15 protein-coding genes and 1 pseudogene are annotated in these 19,074 nt (G+C 68.4%); 15 read left to right on the top strand and 1 reads right to left on the bottom strand.

Going from position 1 to position 19,074, the window contains the following annotated elements:
• Nucleotides 1–2 precede the first annotated feature (2 nt).
• From G6034_RS04090 to G6034_RS04015, 15 genes and pseudogenes are all read left to right on the top strand, one after another.
• Entirely contained in the window at nucleotides 3–1,091 is a 1,089-nt protein-coding gene (locus tag G6034_RS04090) for a substrate-binding domain-containing protein (RefSeq protein WP_176633820.1), read from the top strand.
• 32 nt (nucleotides 1,092–1,123) lie between these two features.
• Entirely contained in the window at nucleotides 1,124–2,596 is a 1,473-nt protein-coding gene (uxaC, locus tag G6034_RS04085) for a glucuronate isomerase (RefSeq protein ID WP_176633819.1), read from the top strand.
• A gap of 8 nt (nucleotides 2,597–2,604) precedes the next feature.
• Entirely contained in the window at nucleotides 2,605–4,065 is a 1,461-nt protein-coding gene (locus G6034_RS04080) for a mannitol dehydrogenase family protein (RefSeq protein WP_218063522.1), read from the top strand.
• A 530-nt stretch (nucleotides 4,066–4,595) separates the two neighbouring features.
• The gene (gene uidB, locus G6034_RS04075) at nucleotides 4,596–6,101 is read left to right on the top strand and encodes a glucuronide transporter (RefSeq protein WP_246295270.1); all 1,506 of its coding nucleotides are present in this window, start codon (nucleotides 4,596–4,598) and stop codon (nucleotides 6,099–6,101) included.
• A gap of 41 nt (nucleotides 6,102–6,142) precedes the next feature.
• On the top strand, nucleotides 6,143–7,372 hold the full coding sequence (manD, locus tag G6034_RS04070; RefSeq protein WP_176633817.1) for a D-mannonate dehydratase ManD: 1,230 nt from the start codon (nucleotides 6,143–6,145) through the stop codon (nucleotides 7,370–7,372).
• A 35-nt stretch (nucleotides 7,373–7,407) separates the two neighbouring features.
• A pseudogene (locus G6034_RS04060) lies at nucleotides 7,408–9,682 on the top strand (gluconokinase, GntK/IdnK-type).
• Between the two features lie 83 nt (nucleotides 9,683–9,765).
• The gene (locus tag G6034_RS04055) at nucleotides 9,766–10,311 is read left to right on the top strand and encodes a gluconokinase (protein WP_176633816.1); all 546 of its coding nucleotides are present in this window, start codon (nucleotides 9,766–9,768) and stop codon (nucleotides 10,309–10,311) included.
• Nucleotides 10,312–10,321: 10 nt separating this feature from the next.
• A complete protein-coding gene (soxR, locus tag G6034_RS04050) occupies nucleotides 10,322–10,858 on the top strand; it encodes a redox-sensitive transcriptional activator SoxR (protein WP_176633815.1) in 537 nt (178 codons plus the stop codon).
• Nucleotides 10,859–11,084: 226 nt separating this feature from the next.
• Nucleotides 11,085–11,675 (top strand): flavin reductase family protein, encoded by a 591-nt coding sequence (locus G6034_RS04045; protein ID WP_246295269.1) that lies wholly within the window; start codon nucleotides 11,085–11,087, stop codon nucleotides 11,673–11,675.
• Nucleotides 11,676–11,943: 268 nt separating this feature from the next.
• Entirely contained in the window at nucleotides 11,944–13,302 is a 1,359-nt protein-coding gene (locus G6034_RS04040) for a hemolysin family protein (RefSeq protein WP_176633814.1), read from the top strand.
• Nucleotides 13,299–14,357, top strand: a complete 1,059-nt coding sequence (locus G6034_RS04035) for a hemolysin family protein (protein WP_176633813.1) — start codon at nucleotides 13,299–13,301, stop codon at nucleotides 14,355–14,357. The genes G6034_RS04040 and G6034_RS04035 overlap by 4 nt, the downstream gene beginning before the upstream one ends.
• Nucleotides 14,358–14,439: 82 nt before the next feature.
• Entirely contained in the window at nucleotides 14,440–15,372 is a 933-nt protein-coding gene (locus G6034_RS04030) for a metal ABC transporter solute-binding protein, Zn/Mn family (RefSeq protein WP_176633812.1), read from the top strand.
• Nucleotides 15,369–16,223 (top strand): ATP-binding cassette domain-containing protein, encoded by an 855-nt coding sequence (locus G6034_RS04025; protein ID WP_176633811.1) that lies wholly within the window; start codon nucleotides 15,369–15,371, stop codon nucleotides 16,221–16,223. Before G6034_RS04030 ends, G6034_RS04025 begins: the two co-directional genes overlap by 4 nt.
• Nucleotides 16,220–17,104 (top strand): metal ABC transporter permease, encoded by an 885-nt coding sequence (locus G6034_RS04020; protein ID WP_176633810.1) that lies wholly within the window; start codon nucleotides 16,220–16,222, stop codon nucleotides 17,102–17,104. The genes G6034_RS04025 and G6034_RS04020 overlap by 4 nt, the downstream gene beginning before the upstream one ends.
• 75 nt (nucleotides 17,105–17,179) lie before the next feature.
• The gene (locus tag G6034_RS04015) at nucleotides 17,180–18,619 is read left to right on the top strand and encodes a lipase maturation factor family protein (protein WP_176633809.1); all 1,440 of its coding nucleotides are present in this window, start codon (nucleotides 17,180–17,182) and stop codon (nucleotides 18,617–18,619) included.
• A 6-nt stretch (nucleotides 18,620–18,625) separates the two neighbouring features.
• Here G6034_RS04015 and G6034_RS04010 read toward each other — a convergent pair whose 3' ends face one another.
• Nucleotides 18,626–19,033: a Fur family transcriptional regulator gene (locus G6034_RS04010; protein WP_176633808.1), complete on the bottom strand. Its 408-nt coding sequence runs from the start codon at nucleotides 19,031–19,033 to the stop codon at nucleotides 18,626–18,628.
• Nucleotides 19,034–19,074: the final 41 nt, after the last annotated feature.

Raw genomic sequence — 19,074 nt, 5'->3', positions numbered from 1 at the left:
GCGTGACTGACACCAGCAAAGCGGGCGGCGAAGCAGGTCGGCGGACTGCTGCCCACCCCCGAACGCCCAAGGCGCCCCCGACCATCTATGACATAGCGGTCCTGGCCGGCGTCAACCCGTCAACGGTTTCGCGTGCGCTCAGCAAGCCCGGGCGGGTCAGCGCCAAGACCGCGCAGAAGATCATGGAAGCGGCGGAGGAACTCAACTATCAAGTCAACGTCTTTGCCCGCGCACTGCCCACCGGGCGGACCCAGACCATCGGCCTGATCGTCTCCGACATCACCAACCCGGCCTACTTTGAAGTGATCCGCGGTGCGGAAACCGCCGCCTCGGCGCATGGCTACACGCTGATGCTTGCGGAATCCGCCGAGTCCGCTGACCTTGAAATGACCGCGGCCCGGCGCATGCTGGCAACCGTGGATGGACTGATCCTGGCCAGCCCGCGACTCTCGGACGAGGAAATCGGCCGGTTGTCGTCCACGAAGCCGGTCGTGGTGATCAACCGCAGTGTCGCCGGCGTGACGTCGATGGTGGCCGACATTGAAGCGGGTGTGACCGACGCCGTCCGCCACCTGGCGGCCATGGGACACGCCGCCATCTCCTATGTGCCGGGGCCTGAACGGTCGTGGATGTCGCAGCGACGCTGGGAAAGCATCAAGGCACGGTGCGACTGGCACGGAATCGAGGCGACGATGGAGGCGGGGCAGCAGCCCACGGTCGACGGAGGGCGCCGTGCAGCCGCTGCGGTCCGCGCGGGGAGGGCGACGGCGGTCTTCTGCTACAACGACCTCATGGCCATCGGCCTGATGCGGGAGCTTCAGGCGGCCGGGCTGGCCATCCCGGAGGACCTGAGCATCCTCGGCTTCGACAACATCTTTGGCTCCGATTTCACCACTCCGCCGCTGTCAACCATCAAATCCCCCCTGCACGCGCTGGGCGCCTCCGCCCTCGAAAGCCTGCTCGCGGCGGGGGACCGGGCTGCGCAGCTGCAGGACGATCCGGCCCTGCCCACGGAGCTGGTGCTGCGGGGGTCCACGGGACAGGCCCGCGAAGGGCAGAAAATGAGTGGCAATTCTTTGGCAACCGGTTGACAAAATGGATGGCGGACGACGACGATTGATCCATGTCACATGCTGCCCTCACCCCCGTCACCCCCGCACCCGGCAATTCCGCACCCGGCGACGCACCGGCCAGGCTCTCCCCGGCCTCAGACCCGGACCGTCTGCTGCCCGCAGACCCCGGCACCCGGGCGATTGCCCGTGACCTGCTGGCACGGGTGGAGGATCTGCCCATCATCTCTCCGCACGGCCACATTGACGCGGCCATGCTGGAGCTTGACACCCCGTTCCCGGACCCCGCAACGCTGCTGGTCAGCCCGGACCACTACGTCACCCGCCTGATCCACGCCAGCGGCGTGCCGCTGGAGCGCCTGCGCGTGGGCGGCACCGAAGCCGTCGAACCCCGCGAGACCTGGCGCGAATTCGCCAAGGCCTGGCCCCTGTTCGACGGCACCGCCTCCGGCTACTGGATGCGTGACTCCTTTGAGCACGTGTTTGGCCTGTCCAAGGAGGTTGGCGAGGAGAATGCGGACGCGCTCTTTGACGAGCTCGACGCCAAGCTCAAGAGTGCGTCGTTCCGCCCCCGCCAGCTGTTCAAGGACTTCAACATTGAGGTCCTGGCCACCACGGACGATCCCCTGGACAACCTCGCCTCCCATGCGGCCATCGCCAAGGACCCCACGTTCACCGGCAGGGTCCTGCCGACGTTCCGCCCCGACGCCTACATCAAGTTCGCCGCGGCCGGCTGGGCCGGGCGCGTGGAGAAACTGATCGACACTGCCGGCGATGGCCTCGGCGGCTACGAAGGGTACATCCGCGCCCTCGAAAACCGCCGCCAGTACTTTGTGGAGCACGGCGCCGTCTCCGCGGACCACGGCGTCCGCACGGCCCAGACGCTGCGCCTGGATGCCGCCGCGGCTGCGGCACTCTTCGACAAGGCCCGCCGCGGCGAGGCCACGGCCGACGACGCCGACGTGTTCGAAGCCCACATGACGTACCAGATGGCCCGCATGTCGGTCGCGGACGGGCTGGTCATGACCATCCACCCCGGCGTGTTCCGCAACCACCACACGGACTCGTTCAACAAGTTCGGCGCGGACACCGGCCACGACATACCGTTCGCGGTCAGCTACACCGAGGCACTGCGCCCCATGCTGGAGGACTTCGGCACGGCCCCGGGCTTCCACTTCATCCCGTTCACCATCGACGAGACCGTCTTCTCCCGGGAGATTGCGCCGCTGGCCGGCTTCTACCCTTCCGTGTTCATCGGGGCGCCGTGGTGGTTCCTGGACGCCCCGGACGCCATGCTGCGCTTCCGGGCCGCCGTCACCGAAACCGCCGGCTTCTCCCGGTCCTCGGGCTTCATCGACGACACCCGCGCCTTCTGCTCCATCCCGGCGCGGCACAACACCTCGCGCCGCGTCGAGTCGGCGTTCCTGGCCCGCCTGGTGGCCGAGAGCCGCATCAGCGAGGCACGGGCCCACGAGATCATCGTCGACATCGTCGACGCAGCACCCCGCCGGGCGTTCAAGCTGTGACGGCGCCGTTGAACCGCAGCACGGTGAAGACCGCCCCGGCCGCACCCGTGCGCATCGTCCACCTGGGCCTGGGCGCGTTCCACCGCGCCCACCAGGCCTGGTACACCCAGCACGCCAGCGACGGCGCGCAGTGGGGGATTGCCGCCTTCACCGGCCGCCGCCCCGACGCCGCCACCGCCCTTGCCGCCCAGGACGGCCTCTACACGCTGATCGAGCGTGGCGGGGACGGCGACACCTTTGAACTGATGACCAGCATTGTTGAAGCCCACGACGGCGCCGACGTCGGCGCGCTGTGCGGGCTCGTGGCCGCACCCACCACCGCCCTGATCACGCTGACCATCACGGAGGCAGCCTACAACCTGGCCGCCGACGGCACCCTGGACGTCGCCAACCCGGCCGTCCAGGCGGACATCGATCTGCTCCGGTCCGCCCTGGCCGCTTGTCCCGCCGCGGACGACGCCGGCCACGCGCCCCCCGCTTCGTCGGCGCCTGACGCCGGGGGTCCGGCTCGCGGCGCCGCGACGGCCGCCGGACGCCTGGTCCAGGCGCTCGCGGCGCGGCGGCGGGCCGGAAGCGGGCCCATCGCCGTGGTCTCCTGCGACAACCTGGCCAACAACGCCTCGGCGGCCAGGGCTGCCATCGGCGGCCTGGCCGACGCGGTCGACGCCGGGCTGGGTGGCTGGATTGCCGGGAACGTCAGCTTTGTCGGCACCTCGATTGACCGGATCACCCCGCGCACGACGGACGCCGAAATTGCGCTGGTCGAGGCCGAATGCGGCTTCGCGGACTCCTCGCCCGTGGTCACCGAGCCGTTCAGCGACTGGGTCCTGTGCGGCGATTTTCCGGCGGGACGCCCGGACTGGGCCAGCGCAGGGGCGGTGTTCGTGGACGAGATTGAGGACTTCGAAAACCGCAAGTTGTGGCTGCTCAACGGCGCCCACTCGCTCATGGCCTATGCGGGCCAACTGCGCGGTCATGCAACGGTGGCCCAGGCGTTGGCTGATCCCGCCTGTTTCGGGTGGATCACCGAATTCTGGGACGAGGCCGAACGCAACCTGCCGGCCGAGGGCCTCGGCGTTCCGGCCTACCGCGCCGCACTGCTGGAGCGCTTCGGCAATGCCCGCATCGCCCACCACCTGGCGCAGATCGCCATGGACGGCTCCAACAAGCTGCGCATGCGCGCCGTGCCCGTGCTCAAGGCGGAGCTGGCCGCAGGGCGCACCGGCGACGGCGCCGCCCGGTTGATCGCGGCCTGGGTGGCGTTCCTGCGCCGCGCGCATGCCTCCGGGGCTCCCATCGCCGATTCCGCGGCGGCGGAACTGCAGGCCGCCCTGGCCCTGCCCGCGGGGGAGGCCCTGCGCGCGCTGCTGCTGGTTTTGGATGCACAGTTGGCCGGTGATGACACGGCCGTTGCTGCCGTCTCCGGCTTGGCGGCCGGGTTCGCGGCCGGACTCGCGCGCTCAGCCTGACCTCCGCCCCCGGCTGAGACAGTTGCTGGGGCGGCCGCCGCGGGCAGCGGCATTGTGGCGCTTCCAGGCAACGGGGAGCGCCACAGTTTCGCCTCCCCTCCAGCGTCGAGGGTCGAGACAACGACATCCCGCGCGGTCGAGGTTCGAGACTGGCCCTTCCTCGCGGGATGGCCCCTTCCTCGCGCAACAGGGAACGGCACAGCGTAAGGTTGGCCCCACCTTTGCGGTTTGGGAGCGGGTTCGGCCCGCCCAGGGTTGCAGGCGCACTGCCATCAGGGCGGCGGCGTGGAGCGGTGGTGGTCTCGAACTTCAAGGAAATTTAAGAAATTATTGGCAATCGGTTGCCATTTGTTGTCGGAGCTGGTTAACTGGATCGTAATACAGCTCACATGCCGGTTTTACAGCCTGCGACGTGCTTCCCCGGAACCGGGCGGCCGGAGCAGCGGTCCACCGAAGGGCCAAGGGGGGCCGGCATCGTGAACTTATCCGCCGAAGCGCACACGCGGCGGAAATGGGTAAAGGAGCCCGTAATGACCATGACTGCATCAAATCCAACCGAAGGGGCCACTGCCCCGGCCTCAAAGCCCATGGGGCCGCTGCCCAAGGTCAGCATCCTGGGCTACGGCGCAGGCGACGCCGCCAACAACCTGGCGTTCACCACGGCCACCATGTTCCTGCTGCTGTACTACACGGACGTGGCCGGCATCAGTGCCGCGGCCGCCGGAACCCTCCTGCTGGTGGTTCGCATCTTTGACGCCTTCTCCGACGTCCTGGCGGGCCGCTTCGTGGACAGGACGTACCACAAGAAGTTCGGCAAGTTCCGCCCCTTCATCATGTTCGGATCGGTGCCCCTGCTGCTGCTCAGCGTGGCGGCATTCTCCATCCCGCAGATCGGCCAGTCCGGCATGCTGCTCTGGGCCTACGTTAGCTACGCGCTGCTGGGCCTGGCGTACAGCTTCGTCAACATTCCTTACGGATCGCTGGCCGGAGCCATGACGCAGCACGCCGGCGAACGGGCCAAGCTGGCCAGCGCCCGTACCATTGGCGCCGTGGCCGTTGGTTCGTTCCTGGGCATTTTCATCGCACCACTGATGAAGGACGGTGCCAAGCTGCAGCCGCTGTTCACCACCATGACGCTGATATTCGCCGTCGTCGGGACCGCCCTGTACATGTTCACCGTCTTCAGCACCAAGGAGCGCGTGGTCCGCGAGGTCGCCAGGGTCTCCATGAGGCAGAGCTTCGCCACCCTGAAGGGCAACAAGCCGCTCCTGCTGCTGTGCATCAGTTCCTTCCTGTTCCTGACCGGCCAGCTGGCCGTCGGCACCGTCCAGATCTACTATTTCCGCGATGTCCTCCACTCGCTGGGCCTGTACGCCGTGATGTCGATCGTGAACATCTTCCTCACGTTCGGGATGGCCGGCATCCTGCCCCGCCTGGTGCGCGCTTTCGGAAAGAAGAACATCTACCTGGCGGCCGGGGTGCTGATGGCTGGCGGAGGCCTGATCGTCTTCTTCGCACCGTCCACCATGGTGTGGCTTGCGTTCACCGGCGTCCTGGTCACCCAGGTGGGAATCCTGCTGGTCAGCATGCTGGTCTGGGCACTGGAAGCCGACACCGTGGAATATGGTGAGTGGAAGACCGGCGTCCGCACGGAAGGGATCACCTACGCCTTGTTCTCCTTCACCCGCAAGACGGGCCAGGCCGTCGGCGGCGCGCTGGCTGCCTTCGCCCTCGCCTGGGGCGGCTACTCGGCCGGCGCCGCGCAGCAAAGCGACCACGCACTCCTGGGGATCCGTGCAGGCGCAGGGCTGCTGCCCATGGTCTTCGCGGTTCTCGCCCTTCTGGTCATGGTCATCTATCCCCTGACCGACGCCAAGCACCAGGAAATAGTCCGCGAAATCAGCGCCCGCCGGGCCGTCCGCATCCACGCCTCCCGCCTGAACGCCGCCGGGGGCGACGCGAATGCCGCCGCCAGCCAGGCCCTGGATGGACACATGCCGGAGGGGCCCGCAGCGCCCGAAGCGCCGTCCAAATAACTGCCACCCCACACTGCCAACATCCCGGAAGGATCCCTGACGTGAAAATTGTTTCCGCAGAAGTCTTTGTGACCAGCCCCAGCCGCAACTTCGTGACCTTGAAGGTCACCACCGACGAAGGCGTGGTGGGCATCGGCGACGCCACCCTGAACGGACGCGAGCTTGCCGTGGCGGCCTACCTCAAGGAGCACGTGGCGCAGCTGCTCATCGGCCGCGACCCGCACCGCATCGAGGACACCTGGCAGTTCATCTACCGCAGCTCCTACTGGCGCCGCGGCCCGGTCACCATGGCCGCCATCGCCGCCGTCGACATGGCCCTGTGGGACATCAAGGGCAAGATTGCCGGCCTGCCGGTCTACCAGCTGCTCGGCGGGGCATCCCGCAACGGGCTGCGAGCCTACGGCCACGCCTCCGGCACCGACATCCCGCAGCTCTTCGACTCCATCAGGGAACACCTGGAGCTGGGCTACAAGTCGGTCCGCGTGCAGACGGCCATCCCCGGGATCAAGGCCGTGTACGGCGTCGCCGCCCAGGCCCAGGCCTCGGGGGAGCGCTACGACTACGAGCCCGCCGGCCGCGGCACCTACCCGCAGGAGGAGGACTGGGACACCCGCGCCTACCTGCGCCACCTGCCCACGGTCTTTGAGGCGGTGCGCAACGAGTTCGGACCCGAGCTGCCGCTGCTCCACGACGGCCACCACCGCATGACCCCCATCCAGGCCGCCAAGCTCGGCAAGGCCCTGGAACCGTACGACCTCTTCTGGCTCGAGGACTGCACCCCGGCGGAAAACCAGGAAGCCCTGCGCCTGGTCCGCTCACACACCACCACGCCCTTGGCCATCGGTGAAATTTTTAACACGGTCTACGACTTCCAGACCATCATCAAGGAACAGCTGATCGACTACGTCCGGGCCGCGTCGACGCACTTTGGTGGCATCTCGCCGCTGAAGAAGGTCATGGACTTTGCCGCGCAGTACCAGATCAAGTCCGGCTTCCACGGTCCCACGGACATTTCCCCGATCGGCTTCGCCGCCCAGCTCCATGTCGGCCTGGCCATCCACAACTACGGGATCCAGGAGTACATGCAGCATTCGGATGCCACCAACCAGGTGTTCGAGCAGTCCATGACCTTCAAGGACGGCTACCTGCACCCCGGAGACAAGCCCGGCATCGGCGTCGAATTCAACGAAGAGGCCGCCAACGCCTTCCCGTACCAGCAGGCCTACCTGCCGTACAACCGCCTCATCGACGGCACGGTGCACGACTGGTGACCGAGGCAGCAAATCCCGCACGCAACATCGTGGTGATGGGGGTCTCCGGCTGCGGCAAGACAACGATCGGCGCCCTCGTGGCGCACGAGCTCGGCCTGCCGTTCACGGACGGGGACTCCCTGCACCCGGTGGAAAACATCGCCAAGATGGCCGCCGGAACGCCTCTGGACGACGCCGACCGCGGACCCTGGCTTGACACGGTGGGACGCGAGTTGGCCGGGTCTGTGAATGGACTGGTGGTGGCCTGTTCCGCCCTGAAGCGTTCCTACCGCGACGCCATCCGGGCCCAGGCCCCTGACGCCGTGTTCCTGCACCTGGACGGGAGCCGCGAGATATTGGACTCCCGGCACGAGGGACGCTCCGGCCACTTCATGCCGGCGGCGCTGCTCGAATCCCAGCTGGCCACCCTCGAACCGCTCGGCGCGGACGAGCCCGCCGTGGTCATGGACATTTCGGCGCCCGTGGACGCCCTGGTGGGCGACGCCGTCGTCCGGCTCCGGGGCAGCGCCCCGGGCCACGCAGCCTGACCGGCAGACGAAACCAGACCAAGCATCAGGAGAAACAGTGCCTTACGAAGTGGACATGCGGGCCGCCCCGTTCAACCTGGACGACGCGGGCGTGGCATGGGTGGAGTCAACCATCGGGTCGATGACGCTGGAAGAGAAGATCGGCCAGCTGTTCATCAACCACAACAACAGCTACACCCCGGAGTACCTGGACGGCGTCCTGGAGAACTTCCACGTCGGAGGCATGCGCTACCGCCCGGGCCCGTCGGCGGCAGTGCAGGCGCACATCCGCCACGCCCAGGCCAAAACGAAGATCCCGCTGCTGGTCGCCTCCAATCCGGAAATGGGCGGGGCCGGCAGCTGCGACGACGGCACGTTCGTCTCCACCCACCTGCAGGCCGGCTCCCACCCGGACAAGTCCATTGCGCGCAAAATGGGCCAGGTGGCCGGGGTGGAAACCGCCGCGCTGGGCTGCAACTGGGCCTTCGCGCCGATTGTGGACATCCACTACAACTGGCGCAACACCGTCATCTCCACGCGCTCCTTTGGCAACACGCCGGAGGTTGTGGTGGAGCGGGCCAAGGAGTACTTCGACGGCATCAGCGAATCCCCGACAGCGTGCGCCATGAAGCATTTCCCCGGCGACGGCATCGACGAGCGCGACCAGCACGTGGTCACCTCCTGGAACACGCTCGGCTGGGACGAGTGGAACAGGACGTACGGCCACGTGTACCGCGAGATGATCGGCCACGGCGTGCAGTCGATCATGGCGGGCCACATCGGCGCCCCGGCACTGACCCGGCACTTCCGCCCGGACACGGCCGACGGCGAACTGCTGCCCGCCACGCTGGCCCCGGAACTCCTCGGGAACCTGCTGCGCGGCGAGCTCGGCTTCAACGGCCTGGTCCTGACCGACGCGACGCAAATGGTTGGCATGACCCAGGCCATGAAGCGCCGGGACCTGGTGCCCGCCGCCATTGCCGCCGGCTGCGACATGTTCCTGTTCTTCCGCAACCCCGCGGAGGACTTCGGCTTCATGCTGGAGGGCTACCGCAGCGGTGTCATCACCGATGCACGTTTGACGGACGCGCTGCGCCGGATCCTGGCGTTGAAGGCGTCCCTGGGCCTGCACGTCAGGGAGCGGGATTCGCTGGTCCCGCCGGTGGAGGCGCTGGCAGCCATCGGCTCCGCCGTACACCGCGCCATCGCGGCGGAAATCGCGGACAAGACCGTCACGCTGGTCAAGGACACCCAGGGCAACCTGCCCATCACCCCGGCGACGCACAAAAGGATCCGCCTGTACGGCATTTCCGGCGGCGCCGACTTCACGATGGCCGACCCCCTGGGGTACGTGGACGTCGTGGCCGAGGAACTGGAGCGGGCCGGCTTTGAGGTGCACACCTTCAAGACCGCCGACCAGCGCAAGGCCGCAGGGGAGGAAGGCGTGAACTTCATGACAGTCATCTCCGAAGAGGGCACCGCGGACTACGCGGACAAGTACGACGCCGCCTTTGTCTTCGCGAACGTGAAGGGCTTCGCCCAGGAGGCAGCCATCCGGATCAAGTGGTCCACCCCGATGGCCGCGGAAATCCCGTGGTACACCACCGAGGTGCCCACGGTCTTTGTCTCGCTCAACCAGCCCAACCACCTCATCGACGTGCCCATGGTCAAGACGGCCATCCACGCCCATGCCGGAACGCGGGAAGCGATCCGGGCCACGGTGCAGAAAATCCAGGGCCTTTCCGCATTTCAGGGCACCTTCAACGAGAACGTGTTCTGCGATTCCTTCGACACCCGGCTCTGACGTCACACAGGACGGCCAAGCCCGGCCCCCGCGGCACAATGCGGGTGCCGGCGCCGGGCTTTGGTATACAAGAGAGTATGGACATGCCCCAGCAGCACACTGAAGGCCAGGCCGCCCCCCGCGCCGCCACCCGCGTCATCGTCATGGGGGTCTCGGGTTCCGGCAAGAGCACGATCGGGGCGCTGGTGGCCGACGCCATGGACATCCCGTTCCTGGACGGCGACTCCCTGCACCCCATGGCGAACATCCACAAGATGGCCGCCGGCACCCCGCTCAGCGACGAGGACCGCTGGCCATGGCTGGAAATCGTCGGAAACGAGCTCGCGGACACCACCGCCTCGGGAATGGTCATTGCCTGTTCGGCGCTCAAGCGCAGCTACCGCGACGTCATCCGCGGCAAGGCCCCGGACACCATCTTCCTGCACCTGCACGGCTCCCTGGGGGTGTTGAGCTCGCGGCTGGAGGGGCGCTCCGGGCACTTCATGCCGCCCGCGCTCCTGGAATCCCAGCTCGCCACCCTGGAACCCCTGGGTGCCGACGAGCGTTCCGTGGTGATTGACATTTCCGCCGGCATCAACGACCTCCTGGCAGAGGCCGTGGCCGGAATCAAGCGCGTGGCCGGGCAGTAGCCTTCCTTCCATGAACGACGCCGACGCCGGGGTGCGCTCCTCCGAACAGCTGAGCGTGGGCCAGGTCGCCGAACGCAGCGGCGCCAGTGTTTCGGCCCTGCACTTTTACGAGCGGAGCGGGCTGATCACCAGCGGGCGCACGGCCGGCAACCAGCGCCGCTTTTCCCGGGCCGTGCTGCGCCGGGTGGCCGTCATCCGGGCAGCCCAGCGCGCGGGCATCCCGCTGTCCGTGGTGGCCGAATCCTTTGCCGAGCTGCCGGGCGACGCCGTGCCCACGCACGACGACTGGCAGCGCATGTCCGAGCACTGGCGCGGCGAGCTGGACACGCGCATTGCCGCCCTGGAAAAACTGCGGGGCAGCCTGGGCGGGTGCATCGGCTGCGGCTGCCTGTCGCTGGCCGAATGCGGGTTCGTCAACCCGGACGACGAGGTTGCCGGACGGGGGCCTGGTGCCCGCGCCTTTGACGGGCCGGCCGGCGCGCCGCGCCCGCCCGTCCTGCCCGCCGGGGCGGGCCGTTTCGCCGGCGACGGGGCCAAGCCGCTCTGACGGTGCGTCTTCTTGCCGGATTCATGCCGGTGCGATCGCGGGTTTGCACCATTGTCGCGGAGGCCGCCATTTTGCAGGTGCCCTGGCGGCGGCATCACTGCGGCGCGGCCCGGGGTGGACCCCCGAGGGAATGTGACCTCAGGAACTTGACCTCAACCAAGGTTGAGGTTCTAAGGTAGACTGTGGTCCCGCCGCGTGGGCGGACGCGTTGCGAGAGGAAGACGACATGACGGCCCAGCCGGACACCATGATGGCCGCGGACGCTGCGGGCCATTCGGAGGAAGGCCGTCCGGGGGCGGCAGCTGCCGCGGGGGGCCTGGCCGACGCGACCTCCTTCAAGGCCGCCTTTGGCGGCCATCCGGCGGGTGTCTCGGTCATCACGGCGGCCTCACCCACCGGGCCGGTGGGAATCACGGCGTCGTCCGTGGCTTCCGTGTCCGCGGAGCCGCCCATCCTGGCCTTCTCGCTCGCCTCCATGTCCGGCTCGGCCGCAGCGATTGCCGCAGCCGAATTCCTGGTGATCCACCTGCTCACGGCCGACGACCTCGAGCTGGCAAGGATCTTCGCGAGCCCCGTCAGCAAGCGCTTCACCCGTTCCATGGCCTGGACGCCGCTGGAAACCGGCGAGCCGCTGCTCCGGCACGCCGGCTACGCACTCCGCTGCCGGGTCCTCAGCCGGACCCCCGCGGGCGGATCCCTGCTGGTGGCCGCCTCGGTGGTCGAGGTCATTGCCCCCGCCGCGCCGGGGGAGCCCATGGTCTACCACCGCCGCCTGTTCCACGGCCTCGGCGGCCACACGGTGCTGCCCGGAAGCTGACCGTTCCTGGGCGCCGCTGCCCGCGGCGGCCCCGGCCCGCGGCATGGGTGCTCATGTACACTGAAAACCCTATGGAAAGTAAATCTAGGGGCCGGCACAACGGTTCGCAGGGCGTCCCCCGACGCCCCTCCGCGAACGTTGCACAAGCCGGCAAACCCCGCACAAGAGCCCACCATACCCCCACGCCCACGCCGGCCGGCCCCAGCGCCGACCACCCTCCGCCGGCGGCCAACCCCCGCAGCGCACGCGCTGAAACGGGGGACCTTTAATGGAGTGGCTCCTCCTGGCCGCAGGCCTGCTGCTCATCCTCGGCACCGGATTCTTTGTGGCCGTGGAATTTTCCCTCGTGGCGCTCGACCAGGCCACCGTGCAGCGGGCCGTCGACACCGGCGACAAGGCGGCCGAACCGCTTCTGCGCTGCCTCAGATCCCTCTCCACGCAGCTCTCCAGCTGCCAGCTCGGCATCACCCTGACCACGCTGCTGACAGGCTTTCTCATGGAGCCCTCGCTCGGCGCGCTGCTGAACGTGCCGCTGGCCGCCTTGGGCGTGCCCGAGGCTGCGGCGGCCCCCGCGGCCCTCACAGTGGCCATGGCCATCGCCACGCTGCTGTCCATGCTCATAGGCGAACTGGTGCCGAAAAACATGGCGATCGCCAAGTCCTTCGAGATTGGCAGGGCCGTGGCACGGCCCCAGCTCGTGTTCACCGCCATCTTCAAGCCGGCCATCCTGCTCCTGAACGGCGTGGCCAACAAGGTCCTGCACCTTTTCGGCATGGAGGCCAAGGAGGAAATCTCCGGCGCGCGGTCGCCGGCAGAACTGGCGTCCCTGGTCCGCCGCTCGGCCGCCATGGGCACGCTGGACGAGGGCACGGCGCGCTTTGTGGCCCGCACGCTCAGCTTTGGCGGGCGCACGGCCGCCGACGTCATGACGCCGCGGATGCGCGTGGAGACCATTGAATCCGAGCGGTCAGTGGCGGACATCATCGACGCCGCCCGGCGCACGGGCTTTTCCCGCTTCCCCGTCATCGGCGACTCCCCGGACAACATTCTGGGAGTGGTACACCTGAAGAAGGCCGTTTCCATCCCGTTCCGCAAGCGCCGCGACATCGAGGCCGGAGCCATCATGACCGAGGTCCTGCGCGTGCCCGAAACCGTCCATCTGGACGCCCTGATCCTGGAGCTGCGCGAAGGCAACCTGCAAATGGCGGTGGTACAGGACGAATACGGCGGCACCGCCGGCGTCACCACCTTGGAGGACCTGGTGGAGGAAATCGTCGGGGAGGTTTCCGACGAACACGACCGCACCAAGCCCGGCATCCTGCAAAGCGCCGACGGCAGCTGGTTCTTCCCCGGCCTCATGCGCCCCGACGAGGTTTCAGAGCGCATCGGCCCCCTCAACGTGCCCGACGAGGCCGGCTATGAAACGGTGGGCGGCTTCATGATGGCCGAACTCGGCCGCATCGCCGTCGTCGGCGACACCGTCCCCGTCGAGGGCGGCATGCTGGTGGTCGACCGCCTTGAACGCCACCGCATTGACAGGATCGCGTTCGTTCCGGCGCCCGCCCCCGCGACGGGGGAACCCGGCGCCGTGCCCCGCGGGGAACCGTCCGGGGGTGGCGGCAAATGAGCGCATGGTCAGGAATTGCCTGGCTGGTGGTGCTGCTGCTCGGCAACGCCTTCTTCGTCGCGGCCGAATTCGCCATCATGTCCGCGCGGCGCAGCCAGATTGAGCCGCTCGCCGAGGCCGGCTCGAAGCGGGCCAAGGTCACTCTGGGCGCCATGGAAAGCGTCTCGCTCATGCTGGCCTGCGCGCAGCTGGGCATCACCGTGTGCTCGCTGCTGATCCTCAACGTGGCGGAGCCATCCATCCACCACCTGCTGTCCGTCCCGCTGCATGCGCTCGGCATTGCGGAAAGCATCTCCGCGCCCGTGGCGTTCGTGGTGGCGCTGCTGCTGGTGACGTTCCTGCATGTGACCTTTGGCGAGATGGTGCCCAAGAACATGAGCGTGTCCGCCGCGGACAAGGCGGCGCTGCTGCTGGCCCCGCCGCTGGTGTTCATCGGCAAGGGCGTGCGCCCCGTGATCGTGGCCCTGAACTGGAGCGCCAACCACATTGTGCGCCTGTTCAGGATTGAGCCCCAGGACGAGGTCGCCTCCTCCTTCACCCTCGAGCAGGTGCAGTCCATCGTCGCCGAGTCCACCCGCAGCGGCCTGGTGGACGACCAGACCGGGCTGATCAACGGCGCGCTGGAGTTCTCCACCCAAACGGCCGGGGACATCATGGTGCCGCTGGGGCAGGTGGTGACACTGCCGCCGACGGCCACCCCGGTGGACTTTGAGCACATGGTCGGCAAGACCGGCTACTCACGCTTTGTCTTTGCCGACGACGCCGGCACGCTCCTCGGGTACCTGCACTTGAAGGACGTCCTGCCCATCCCGGTGTCGCGGTACGAGCTGCCGATCGGGGAAGGGCGGGTGCGCTCGCTGGTCAACCTGGCCGTGGATGAGGAGATCGAGGACGCGCTGGCGATCATGCAGCGCACGGGTTCCCATGTGGCCCGCGTGATATCCCCCGACGGCCGGACGGTGGGCGTCTTGTTCCTTGAGGATGTCATTGAGCAGCTGGTGGGCGAAATTCGCGACGCCACGCAGACGCAGGTTCAGGGGCGGCGCAAGGCTTGATGCGAACCGTTCCCAATTAGGCTATGCTGGAGAAAGAGTTATTGGTAACTATTCTCATTAGCATTCCCTGGAGGACCCCTGCATGCGCCTGCGCCGAACCAGCCTGACATTTGGCCTTGCCGTCGCCGTCTCGGTGGCGCTGGGCGCCTGCGCCGGCGGTTCCGGCGCCTCCACCGGCACACCGCCGGACAGTGGCAAAATCTCCGTGGTGGCCTCCACCAACGTGTACGGCAGCATCGCCGGGGCCGTGGGCGGGGACGCCGTGGACGTCCACTCCATCATTGACCGGCCCGACGCCGACCCGCACTCCTATGAGGCCACCGCACAGGACAAGCTGGCCGTTTCCAAGGCCGCGGTCGGCATTGAAAACGGCGGCGGCTACGACGACTTCTTCGGCCAGCTGGCCAGCGGCATCCTGGACCCCGCCAAGGTTGTCAACGTCAGCGCCCTGTCCGGCCTGGACAAGGGCGCCGACTTCAATGAGCACGTCTGGTACTCGCTGCCGGCCATGTCCAAGCTGGCGGACGAGCTGGCCCGGCGCTTCACCGCGCTCGACGCCGCCCGCGCCTCCACGTTCACCGTGAACGCCGCGGCCTTCAAGAAGGGCCTGGACGGCCTTGAGGGCAAGCTGTCGGCCCTGAAGGCGGCGCACGCCGGCGCCACGGCGGCCATCACCGAACCGGTGCCGCTGTACCTGCTCCAGGAGGCCGGGCTGGCCAATGCCACCCCGGCCGCATTCAGCACGGCCATTGAAAACGGCTCCGACGTCCCCACCACGGTGCTTCGCGATACAGTGGCACTCATGAGTTCCGGAACCGTGGGCCTGCTTGCCTACAACGAACAAACCGAGGGTCCGCAGACCCTGGAGGTCAAGAAGGCGGCCCGGGCGGCCGGGGTCCCCGTGGTGGACTTCACCGAGACCCTGCCGGCCGGGGACAGCTACCTGACCTGGATGGGTGCCAACACCGCGAACATCGCCAAGGCCCTGGAGCAGTCCACGGCCACCGCCAAGTGAGACCGGACGTCCCCGCCCCGCCGGCTGAGGACCCCGCCGGGAGGCCCGCCGTCACCCTGCGCGACGCGCGGCTCGCCTACGGTAACAGGGTGCTCTGGGACGGCTTGGACCTTGACATCACCCCGGGCGAATTCCTGGCCGTGCTCGGCGCCAACGGCAGCGGCAAGACCAGCTTCCTGAAGGTCCTGCTCGGCCTGGCCCCCCTGAGTGCCGGATCCCTGACGGTCGACGGCGAACCCGCCCGCCGCGGCCACCGCGGCATCGGCTACGTCCCCCAGCAGAAGCACTTTGCCCCGGACATGCCCCTGCGCGCCAGGGACCTGGTGGGGCTCGGGGTGGACGGGCACAAGTGGGGCGTCAGGCTGCGCGGGCGGGCGTACCGCCGCCGCGTGGATGAACTGCTTGAGCAGGTCGGGGCCACGCCGTACGCGCGGATCCCCGTGGGACTGCTCTCCGGCGGCGAACAGCAGCGGCTGCGGATCGCCCAGGCGCTGGCGCCCAACCCGCGGGTCCTGCTGTGCGACGAGCCGCTGCTCTCACTGGACCTCAACCACCAAAAGGCGGTCAGCGCGCTGGTGGGGCACCAGGCCAGGGCGAACGGGACCGCCGTCGTCTTCGTCACGCATGAGATCAACCCGATCCTGGAGCACGTGGACAGGGTGCTGTACCTGGCCGGCGGCCGCTTCACCATCGGCACCCCCGGCGAGGTCATGACCACCGAAGTCCTCTCGAAGCTGTACGGCACCCACGTTGAGGTGTTGCACAGCAACGGGCGGATTGTGGTGGTGGGCATGCCGGAGGCCGTCATGGACGGCCACCCGGAGGTACTGCCGGCGGGGGAGGCCGCGTGAGCTGGACGGACTTCACCGGCGCGGTGTTCAACTTCACGGACTACGCGGAACTGCTGCCGCTGTTCCGCGACTCCCTGCTGGCCGGCGCCATCCTGGGCCTGGTGGGCGGGCTGATCGGCACCTTCGTCATGATGCGCGACCTCGCGTTCGCCGTCCACGGCATCGCCGAGCTGTCCTTTGCCGGCGCGGCGTTCGCCCTGCTGGTCGGCGCCGACGTCATCCTCGGCTCGCTGGTCGGTTCGGTGCTGGCCGCGCTGCTGCTGGGCGCCATGGGCGTGCGCGCACGGGAGAAGAACTCCGTCATCGGCGTCATCATGCCGTTCGGGCTGGGCCTGGGCATCCTGTTCCTCTCGCTGTACCAGGGACGGGCCGCGAACAAGTTCGGCCTCCTGACGGGCCAGATCGTCTCGGTGGACTCCACGCAGCTGTCCGCCCTGGCCGTGACCGCCCTGGTGGTCATCGCGGGGCTGGTGCTCATCTGGCGGCCCCTGACCTTTGCCAGCGCGGACCCGGACATTGCGGCCGCCCGGGGCATCCCCGTCCGGACGCTGTCCATGGCGTTCATGTTCCTGCTGGGCATCTCCGTGGCGCTGTCCATCCAGGTGGTGGGCGCCCTGCTGGTGCTGGCCCTGCTCATCACCCCGGCCGCCGCGGCCCTGCAGGTGACGGCGGCGCCCCGGATGGTGGTCCTGCTGAGCGTCGCGTTTGCCATCCTTTCCACGGTTGGTGGGATCATGCTGGCGCTGGGCGGACGGATCCCGATCTCCCCGTACGTGACCACGCTGTCGTTCGCCATCTACCTGGTGTGCCGGGTGGCGGGCTCGTGGCGGCGCCGCCGGGGCTGGTCGGCGCGGGCCGCTTCGCTTCGGGCGCACGCGTAGCCGCTGCCGCTGCTCCACTTCTTGGCGCCGCGCAGCCTCTTAGCGCCGCGCGGTTCAAGGGTCTAGCGTTGGTGCATGGACTGGTTTGCAGGCTGGTTTGGCTCCGCGGACTTCGGGGTGGCGCGGTTTGTGCTCCAGCGCGGCATCGCGGCCATCTTCGTCCTGGCCTTTGTCTCCGGCGCCCTCCAGTTCCCGGCGCTGCTGGGCGAGCACGGCCTGCTTCCCGTCCCGCGTTACCTGGCCCGCGTGGCGCGCCCGCCCGGCCCCACCCTGTTCCGATGGCGGTACTCGGACCGGTTGCTGCGTGCCGTCGCCTGGACCGGGGCCGCGCTGGGGCTCACGGTGGTGGCGGGGCTGCCGCAGCGCGGGCCTGCCTGGGTGCCAATGCTGGTGTTCGCGTCGATGTGGCTGCTGTACATGTCCATCGTCAACGTGGGCCAGGTGTTCTACGGCTTCGGCTGGGAAATCCTGCTGCTGGAGGCCGGCTTTCTGGCCGCCTTCCTCGGCTCGGACCAGACCACGACGCCGGCCATCACCTTGTTTGCCTTTCGCTGGCTCGTGTTCCGGCTGGAGTTTGGCGCCGGGCTGATCAAGATGCGCGGGGACCCCGTCTGGCGCGACCTGACAGCCTTGTACTACCACCATGAAACCCAGCCCATGCCCAACCCGCTGAGCTGGTGGTTCCACCACCTGCCCAAGCCGCTGCACAAGGTCGAGGTGCTGGGCAACCACGTCGCCCAGCTGGTGGTTCCGTTCTTCCTGTTTGCCCCGCAGCCCGTGGCCACCGTGGCCGCCGCCGTCATCATCGCCACCCAGTGCTGGCTGGTGCTCTCCGGCAACTTCGCGTGGCTGAACGCCGTCACCATCGTGGCCGCGTTCTCCGCCGTGGCAATCCCGGCCGCTCCTGGCGCCACGCCGGCCGCGGTCCCGGGCGCAGCGCCAGGCGGACCGGGAACGCCAGGCTGGTTCGCCGTCGTCGTACTGGCCATGGGGGCACTGATGGTGGTGCTCAGCTGGTGGCCGCTGCGAAACCTCTTCTCACGCAACCAGGTCATGAACGGCAGCTTCAACCGGTGGCGGCTTGCCAATGCCTACGGTGCGTTCGGCTCCATCACGCGCGAGCGGTACGAGGTGGTGGTGGAAGGGACCACCGGCGATCCCGGGTCCGGGCCGTGGCTGGAGTACGGCTTTCGGGGCAAGCCGGGGGAGCCGGGCCGGATGCCCCGGCAGTTTGCGCCCTACCACCTGCGGCTCGACTGGCTCATGTGGTTTCTGGCGCTGGGCTCGCCCGGGCTGAACTGGTTTGTGCCGTTCCTGAACAAGCTGCTCGACGCCGACCGCGCCTCCCTGCGGCTGTTGCGCCGCGACCCCTTCGGCGGGCAGCGCCCGGACTGGGTGCGCGCCCGCGTGTTCCGCTACCGCTACAGCACGTGGCGGGAGTGGCGCGCAACCGGCGACTGGTGGGTGCGCGAGCCGCTGGGCGACTTTGTCCCGCCCATCAGCCGCGGCGGCTGAGGCTTCTCAGGCGGCGGCGCACTCCGGGCACAGCCCGTAGATTTCCACGGTGTGCTGGACCTGTGTGAAGCCGTTTTCCTTGGCGACAGCCGCCGCCCAGCTTTCCACGGCCGGGGCCTCGACCTCCACGGTCTTCCCGCAGTTGCGGCACAGCAGGTGGTGGTGGTGGCTGGTGGCCGAGCAGCGACGGTACACGGCCTCGCCCTCGCCGTTGCGCAGGGTGTCCACCAGGCCGTCGTCGGCCATGGAGGCCAGGATCCGGTAGGTGGTGGCCAGCGAGACGCGGACGTCCCGTTCGTGCAGGAGGCGGTGCAGTTCCTGGGTGCTGACAAAGTCCGCCAGGCCGTCCAGGGCCGCGCTGATGGCCAGGCGCTGCTTGGTGACGCGCTGCTCCTTGACCGGCACTTCCGACATGTCGACAACCTGCTTTCACGTGGCTTTCATCCAATTAACCA

This window comes from Arthrobacter wenxiniae (assembly GCF_013376105.1).
GTDB classification, from domain to species: Bacteria; Actinomycetota; Actinomycetes; order Actinomycetales; family Micrococcaceae; genus Specibacter; species Specibacter wenxiniae.
The sequence above is the reverse complement of the archived record's forward strand: the minus strand, read 5'-3'. Positions and strand labels throughout refer to the sequence as shown.

Coding starts and splice junctions, on each gene's coding strand:
- G6034_RS04040 (WP_176633814.1), top strand. CDS start 11,944: ATGGAGTGGCTCCTCCTGGCCGCAGGCCTGCTGCTCATCCTCGGCACC.
- uidB (WP_246295270.1), top strand. CDS start 4,596: ATGACCATGACTGCATCAAATCCAACCGAAGGGGCCACTGCCCCGGCC.
- uxaC (WP_176633819.1), top strand. CDS start 1,124: ATGTCACATGCTGCCCTCACCCCCGTCACCCCCGCACCCGGCAATTCC.
- G6034_RS04055 (WP_176633816.1), top strand. CDS start 9,766: ATGCCCCAGCAGCACACTGAAGGCCAGGCCGCCCCCCGCGCCGCCACC.
- G6034_RS04030 (WP_176633812.1), top strand. CDS start 14,440: ATGCGCCTGCGCCGAACCAGCCTGACATTTGGCCTTGCCGTCGCCGTC.
- soxR (WP_176633815.1), top strand. CDS start 10,322: ATGAACGACGCCGACGCCGGGGTGCGCTCCTCCGAACAGCTGAGCGTG.
- G6034_RS04045 (WP_246295269.1), top strand. CDS start 11,085: ATGACGGCCCAGCCGGACACCATGATGGCCGCGGACGCTGCGGGCCAT.
- G6034_RS04015 (WP_176633809.1), top strand. CDS start 17,180: ATGGACTGGTTTGCAGGCTGGTTTGGCTCCGCGGACTTCGGGGTGGCG.
- G6034_RS04010 (WP_176633808.1), bottom strand. CDS start 19,033: ATGTCGGAAGTGCCGGTCAAGGAGCAGCGCGTCACCAAGCAGCGCCTG.
- G6034_RS04035 (WP_176633813.1), top strand. CDS start 13,299: ATGAGCGCATGGTCAGGAATTGCCTGGCTGGTGGTGCTGCTGCTCGGC.